This is a genomic window from Phytobacter sp. V69, assembly GCF_965644215.1.
Taxonomy (GTDB): domain Bacteria; phylum Pseudomonadota; class Gammaproteobacteria; order Enterobacterales; family Enterobacteriaceae; genus Phytobacter.
Genome location: NZ_CBFFRL010000212.1, coordinates 1 through 7327, shown reverse-complemented (window position 1 = coordinate 7327; position 7327 = coordinate 1). Strand labels below are relative to the sequence as shown.

General features: G+C 51.1%; 6 protein-coding genes and 2 pseudogenes. All 8 read left to right on the top strand.

Translation table 11 applies throughout. The features are described 5' to 3' along the window. Window positions 1-374: 374 nt before the first annotated feature. Window positions 375-743: a PTS sugar transporter subunit IIB gene (locus tag ACSZPU_RS21465; RefSeq protein WP_437891805.1), complete on the top strand. Its 369-nt coding sequence runs from the start codon at window positions 375-377 to the stop codon at window positions 741-743. Between the two features lie 168 nt (window positions 744-911). Beyond that, window positions 912-2270 (top strand): PTS N,N'-diacetylchitobiose transporter subunit IIC, encoded by a 1359-nt coding sequence (gene chbC / locus ACSZPU_RS21460; RefSeq protein ID WP_437891802.1) that lies wholly within the window; start codon window positions 912-914, stop codon window positions 2268-2270. A gap of 52 nt (window positions 2271-2322) precedes the next feature. Next, window positions 2323-2670 carry a PTS N,N'-diacetylchitobiose transporter subunit IIA gene (gene chbA, locus ACSZPU_RS21455; RefSeq protein WP_437891803.1) on the top strand — a complete coding sequence of 116 codons (348 nt, stop codon included), beginning with the start codon at window positions 2323-2325 and terminating at the stop codon, window positions 2668-2670. A 12-nt stretch (window positions 2671-2682) separates the two neighbouring features. Next, on the top strand, window positions 2683-3549 hold the full coding sequence (gene chbR / locus ACSZPU_RS21450; protein WP_437891804.1) for a transcriptional regulator ChbR: 867 nt from the start codon (window positions 2683-2685) through the stop codon (window positions 3547-3549). Window positions 3550-3614: 65 nt separating this feature from the next. After that, window positions 3615-4563 (top strand): annotated as a pseudogene (locus ACSZPU_RS21445) (IS30 family transposase). A 151-nt stretch (window positions 4564-4714) separates the two neighbouring features. Continuing rightward, window positions 4715-6052: a 6-phospho-beta-glucosidase gene (locus ACSZPU_RS21440; RefSeq protein ID WP_499002951.1), complete on the top strand. Its 1338-nt coding sequence runs from the start codon at window positions 4715-4717 to the stop codon at window positions 6050-6052. Window positions 6053-6064: 12 nt separating this feature from the next. Beyond that, window positions 6065-6832 carry a chitin disaccharide deacetylase gene (gene chbG / locus ACSZPU_RS21435; protein ID WP_437891835.1) on the top strand — a complete coding sequence of 256 codons (768 nt, stop codon included), beginning with the start codon at window positions 6065-6067 and terminating at the stop codon, window positions 6830-6832. Between the two features lie 392 nt (window positions 6833-7224). Beyond that, window positions 7225-7327: pseudogene (locus ACSZPU_RS21430) on the top strand (IS30 family transposase); the annotation flags it as partial.

Here is a 7327-nt window from a genome sequence, read left to right as displayed (position 1 = left end):
CGGGCATCGTGAAAAGTCTATGTCAAAGAAAGGGTTATGTTCTCATAATTGACGATTAAATCGCACCTTCCCTAAGTCTGCGTCACGACCGATTTTCGTATTGAATGCGCTTATCTTACATTCCTTATTTATATGTAATTTTTATTTTATAAAAAAAGAATATCACACTACATTAACCGCTTAATTTCAATATATTGCTTCGTGGTTTTTATTTTTTTAAATTAAAAAACTTGGAGGTGGTTCTGGTTTTGCATTTTAACGCTTAAAAAAATGCAGGGGCGGGAGTAGGGATGGTCAATGGCAAACAATTTTAGGAGAAGTGAAACATTTTGCTTTCAGTCGATGCTATATACTCAAATTATAAACCTGCCAAGATTAATTATTATTTTGATAGTAAATTTCAAAATGCTGAGGGCGTTTTTATGGGGAAGAAACATATCTATTTGTTCTGTTCTGCGGGAATGTCCACTTCGCTGCTGGTATCCAAAATGCGTGCCCAAGCTGAAAAATATGAAGTGCCGGTCATTATTGAAGCTTTTCCTGAAACTCTCGCAGGGGAGAAGGGACCGGAAGCTGACGTTATTTTATTAGGCCCACAGATTGCGTATATGCTTCCCGAGATTCAGCAGCGGCTGTCCAATAAGCCGGTGGAAGTGATCGACTCTGCACTGTACGGCAAAGTTGATGGTTTAGGTGTTTTGAAAGCGGCCGTTGCGGCCATTAAGAAAGCTGCTGCACAATAATTTAATTTTAAAACTCGACCTTTCGGGTCGCTGGCGAAGCGAATTTTCGGCTTAATGAAATATCTGCCGTGCCGGCCGCCCGAATAATAAATATTTTATTTACCCGTCAAAGAGTAATTTCATCATTATGCCGTAATCGCACAATTACGGCTTTAAAGGGTATTGACTATGAGTAAAGTGATTGACTCGCTTGAAAAGGTACTCCTTCCTTTTGCTGTTAAAATAGGAAAGCAACCGCACATTAATGCGGTTAAAAACGGCTTTATTAAATTAATGCCGTTGACCCTCGCCGGGGCCATGTTCGTATTAATTAACAACGTCTTTCTCAGCTTTGGTGAAGGCTCTTTCTTCTATTCAATGGGGGTCCGCCTGGATGCCTCAACCATTGAAACCTTAAACAGCTTTAAAGCTATCGGCGGTAACGTTTATAACGGTACTTTAGGCATTATGTCGCTGATGGCGCCGTTCTTTATCGGCTCGGCGATGGCGGAAGATCGCAAGGTCGACCCGATGGCCGCCGGGCTGTTAGCCGTCGCGGCATTTATGACCGTCACTCCCTATAGCGTCGGCGATGCTTACGCCATAGGCGCCAACTGGCTGGGCGGGCAAAACATTATTTCGGGGATGATCATCGGTCTGGTGGTGGCGGAGCTGTTTACCTTCGTTATTCGTCGCAACTGGTTCATTACCCTGCCGGACAGCGTGCCGTCATCGGTATCGCGTTCGTTCTCGGCGCTGATCCCAGGCTTCCTGATCCTGTCGATTTTCGGCATCGTCTCCTGGCTGCTGGCCTCGTATGGCAGCAACTTCCACCAGATTATTATGGACTCCATCTCCACGCCGCTGGCGGCGATGGGCAGCGTTGTCGGCTGGGCGTACGTTATTTTCAACTCCCTGCTGTGGTTCTTTGGCGTACACGGTTCGCTGGCGCTGACCGCGCTGGATAACGGCATCATGACCCCGTGGGCGTTGGAAAACATCGCGCTGTATAACCAGTATGGTTCCGTTGAAGCGGCCATCGAGGCGGGCAAACAGTTCCACTTCTGGGCCAAACCGATGCTCGATTCGTACATCCTGCTGGGCGGCTCCGGCGCGACTCTGGGCCTGATTATCGCCATCTTTATCGGCTCGCGCCGCGCCGACCATCGTCAGGTTGTTAAGCTGGCGCTGCCGTCAGGCATCTTCCAGATTAACGAACCGATTCTGTTCGGCCTGCCCATTATCATGAACCCGGTGATGTTTATCCCGTTCGTGCTGGTGCCGCCGATTCTGGCAGCCATCACCCTGGCGGCTTACAGCATGGGGATTATTCCTCCGGTGACCAACCTGGCCCCGTGGACCATGCCGACCGGTCTGGGCGCCTTCTTTAACAGTAACGGCAGCGTCGCTGCTCTGCTGGTGGCGCTGTTCAACCTTGGTGTCTCGACCCTGATCTACCTGCCATTTGTCGCGATTTCCAATAAAGCGCAAAGCACCATCGAGCAGGAAGATAGCGAAGAAGATATCGCTAACGCACTGAAATTCTGATGTCGAGCGGTACGGGAGATTTCCCGTACCGCCTGAGAAATGAGGGAATAATATGTTTGATTTGGACCATATCGAAGCAGAAGATATGCCTGAAAATGACCTCGAAGAGGTGGTGATGGGACTGATTATCAACTCCGGACAGGCCCGCAGCCTGGCCTATGCCGCGCTGAAGCAGGCGAAACAGGGCGACTTCGCCGCCGCTAAAGCGATGATGGAGCAGTCGCGGGTGGCGCTGAGCGAAGCCCACCGCGTACAGACTCAGCTGATTGAAAGCGATGAAGGCGAAGGGAAAATGAAGGTCAGCCTGGTGCTGGTTCACGCGCAGGATCATCTGATGACCTCAATGTTGGCCCGCGAACTGGTCGCGGAATTGATTGAGCTACATGAGAAGGTACAATAGGCCATCTACACGATGAGGCAGCCAAAGATGATGACCACAGAAATCAGTACCGCCCGCGAACAGCAGCTCTTCAACGGGAAAAACTTTCATGTGGTCATCTACAACAAGACGGAAAGCGTTAGCGGGCTTCACCAGCACGACTATTACGAATACACCATCGTTTTAACCGGGCGCTATTATCAGGAAATTAATGGCAAACGGGTGCTGCTGGAGCGCGGGGATTTTGTCTTCATCCCAATGGGGTCGCACCATCAAAGCTTTTACGAGTTTGGCGCGACGCGCATTCTTAACGTCGGCATCAGCAGGAGTTTCTTTGAGAAACACTATCTGCCGCTGCTGCCGTTTGAGCTGGTCGCTTCGCAGGTCTACGCGATCAAAAGCACCTTTCTCAGCTACATCGAATCGGTGATTGCTTCGCTGAATTTTCGCGAAACTGAATTTGACGAATTTATTGAACTGGTCTCGTTTTACACCATTAATCGTTTACGGCACTACCGCGAGGAGCCGGTTCAGGATGTCATTCCGCAGTGGCTAAAAAATACCGTCGAGGATATGCACGATAAACATAAATTTGGCGAAGGGGCGCTGAAAAAGATGGTCGGGCTCTCCGGGAAAACTCAGGAATATTTAACCCGGGCAACCCAACGCTATTATGGTAAAACGCCGATGAAGATTATTAATGACATTCGCATTAACTTCGCCAAGAAACAGCTGGAAATTACCAATTACTCGGTAACCGATATTGCTTACGAAGCAGGCTACAGTAGCCCCAGCTTATTTATTAAAACATTCAAAAAGCTGACCTCATTTACGCCAAGCAATTATCGTAAGACGCGAATTCAGATAATAAGTGCAACGCTCGGTCATGTGGATGGATAGTGTGGGAAGAAGGGTTAACTACCGATAAGTTATCCCGTTCTTCCTACCACAGATGAGCGAGCAACATGAAGTATCGGCAGTTAACCGAAGGCATACGATACCAGATTGCCCTGTTGTTTGGTGATGATATTAGCCTCACGGAGCTCAGCAAGCGTGTTGGCGTCAGTAAGTCCACTGTATCCCGGGAGGTCAGGCGCAACGGGACTGCTGGCGGTTATTCAGCAAAAGAGGCTCAGCGGTTGAGTGATGACCGGCGACGGCGGGCGGCGAAGCGCGTTATCAGCCCTGAGACGGCATTTTACGTTGAGAGAGGGTTATGCTGGAAGTGGAGCACGGAGCAGATCAGCGCTATCTGTAAGCGCATTGGCAGCCCCGTCAGCCACGAGTGGATTTACCAGCATGTTCAGGCTGATAAAGCCAGTGGCGGCGAACTGTACAAGCATCTTCGACAGGGTAAGCGCCGTTACCGCAAGGGCTACGGGACGAAGCGTGGTCGCATACCTGACGCGGTATCCATAGAGCAGAGACCAGCCGTTGTTGATGCTCGTACCAGACTGGGTGACTGGGAAGCGGATCTGGTACTGGGCGCACAAGGGACAGGCGCTATCGTGACGCTGGCAGAACGTAAGAGCCGTATGTATCTGACCAAAAAAGGTATTCTCCAAAGATGCAGGTGAAGTCAGCAGGGCCATCATCTCGATGCTGAGTGGCTATAAAGATGTCTGTCACACTATCACGTTCGATAACGGTGGTGAGTTCAGTGAGCACAGGACGATAGCGGAAGCGCTGGAAGCGGAAACCTACTTCGCTCACCCATATGCGTCGCATGAACGAGGATTGAATGAGAACACAAACGGCCTGTTAAGGCAGTTTATCCCGAAGGGAACTGACCTGCACACAGTGTCAGAAGAAGACCTACGGCGCTATCAGGGTGCGTTGAACAGCAGGCCACGCAAGTGTCTGGGGTTCAGACAACCCTCGGTGGTGTTTGCAGAGTTAAGACCGGCGGCTTAGCGTTGCACTTCGAACTTGAATCCGCCAGAAGCTTACCATCGTTAATTAACCGGAGCGGAACCTTCCGCGCTGGAAAATATTCAGATTAACTGTCCGTATTGATACGGAGAGTGGGCTACGCGCAATTCGTGGCGCCACAAGGGAGAATATAATGATAAAAATTGTTACTATCGGCGGCGGCAGCAGCTATACCCCTGAACTCCTCGAAGGATTCCTGAAGCGTTATCACGAGCTGCCGGTTACGGAACTGTGGCTGGTGGATGTGGCGGAAGGGCAGGAGAAGCTCGATATTATCCACGCTCTCTGCGAGCGGATGGTGGAAAAAGCCGGCGTCCCGCTGAAAGTCTATAAAACGCTGGATCGCCGCTCGGCGCTGGAAGGCGCGGACTTCGTCACCACTCAGCTGCGCGTTGGTCAGCTGAAGGCGCGTGAAAAAGACGAGCGTATCCCCCTTAGCCACGGCTATCTTGGCCAGGAAACTAACGGCGCCGGCGGCCTGTTCAAAGGTTTGCGCACCATTCCGGTGATTTTTGATATCGTCAAAGATGTGCAGGATATCTGCCCGGACGCATGGGTAATTAACTTTACCAACCCGGCGGGAATGGTGACCGAGGCCGTATATCGCCATACGAACTTTCGGCGCTTTATCGGCGTGTGCAATATTCCGATCGGCATGAAAATGTTTATTACCGACGTGCTGCAGCTGAGCCCGGGCGATGAGCTGAATATCGACCTGTTTGGCCTCAACCACCTCGTGTTTGTGCGCGACGTGCTGGTGAACGGCGTATCTCACTTCAACGAGCTGCTGGACGGCGTCGCGTCCGGGAGCCTGAGCGCCAACTCGGTGAAAAACATCTTCGATTTGCCGTTCAGCGAAGGGCTGATTAGCTCCCTGCGCTTAATTCCGTGCTCCTATCTGCTCTACTACTTCAAGCCGAAAGAGATGCTGGCGATTGAAATGGGCGAGTACTATAAGGGCGGTGCCCGCGCTCAGGTGGTGCAGAAGGTGGAAAAACAGCTGTTCGAGCTGTATAAAAATCCGGATCTAAACGTTAAGCCGAAGGAGCTGGAGCTGCGCGGCGGGGCATACTACTCCGACGCGGCATGCGAAGTGATCAACGCTATCTACAACGACAAGCAGACCGAGCACTACGTGAATATTCCGCACTATGGCCACATCGATAATATCCCGGCCGACTGGGCGGTGGAAATGACCTGTACGCTCGGCTGCGACGGGGCGAAGCCGACGCCGCGCATCACCCGTTTCGATGAGAAAGTCCAGGGGCTGATTTACACCATCAAGGGCTTTGAAGTGGCGGCGAGCAAGGCGGCGATAAGCGGCGAGCTGAACGATGTGCTGCTGGCGCTCAATCTGAGCCCGTTGATTCACTCCGACCGCGATGCCGAAATGCTGGCGCGTGAAATGATCCTCGCCCACGAAAAATGGCTGCCTAACTTTGCGGCGACGATTGAGAAACTGAAAAAGTAACGGGAGCGGCTGATGGAACGCGTGTTAATCGTTAATGCCGACGATTTTGGCCTCAGCAAGGGGCAGAACTACGGCATTATTGAAGCCTGCAAAAACGGGCTGGTGACCTCGACCACCGCGCTGGTTAACGGCGCGGCAATCGGCCACGCGGCCCAGCTCAGCCGCTGCGTGCCGGAGCTGGGCGTCGGGATGCACTTCGTCCTGACGCTGGGCGAGCCGCTCTCCGCGATGCCGGGCCTCACCCGCGAAGGGCTTCTGGGGAAGTGGATCTGGCAGATGGCGGAAGAGGGAAGCCTGCCGCTGGATGAGATCGCGCACGAGCTGGAGTGCCAGTATCAGCAGTTTATCGAGCTGTTTGGCTATGAACCGACGCATATCGACAGCCATCACCATGTGCATATGATTGCGCAGATTTATCCCATCGTGGCGGCATTTGCCCGCGAGAAGGGCTTGGCGCTGCGTATTGACCGTCAGCAGGCGCAGCGCGACGGTCTGGCGCAGGATGCAGCGCGCAGCAGCGATGGCTTTGCCAGCGAGTTTTATGGCGACGCGATTTCTGAAGCGTTGTTCCTGCAGACTCTGGATGATTCAATCCAGCGGGAAGAGGCCTCCCTGGAAGTGATGTGCCACCCGGCGTTTATTGACCACACCATCATGAGCAGCGCCTACTGCTACCCGCGGCTGGCTGAGCTTGAGGTGCTAACCTCAGAATCATTAAAAATCTCAGTCGGTCAGCGAGGGTATCGACTTAGCAGCTATCGATATATGCGTAGGGAATAATTCATGTGAACATCTTATTTAAGGAAGGAGCAATTGATTCGATAACAACTATTATATCGCACTTCATCGTATGATACATAAGCAAAAAGAAACTCAAAAAAGGTGAAAAATGTAAGGATAAAGGTGTTCATTGTCATCATGAAGATGAACCATGAATGATTAAATAGCACCTTCCTTAACCCTTAAATTATTTAATAACCACAACATGCGTTATTCCATAATTTTTCTCGCTTAAATATAAACAAATGTCGTGATTTTCTTGAATGAAATTTCAAAACATCGCGAATTCAGATAATAAGTGCAACGCTCGGTCATGATTGTGGAGAGTGTAGGAGGAAGGGTTAACTACCGATAAGTTATCCCGTTCTTCCTACCACAGATGAGCGAGTAACATGAAGTACCGGCAGTTAACCGAAGCCATACGATACCAGATTGCCCTGTTGTTTGGTGATGATATTAGCCTCACGGAGCTCAGCAAGCGTGTTGGCGTCAGTA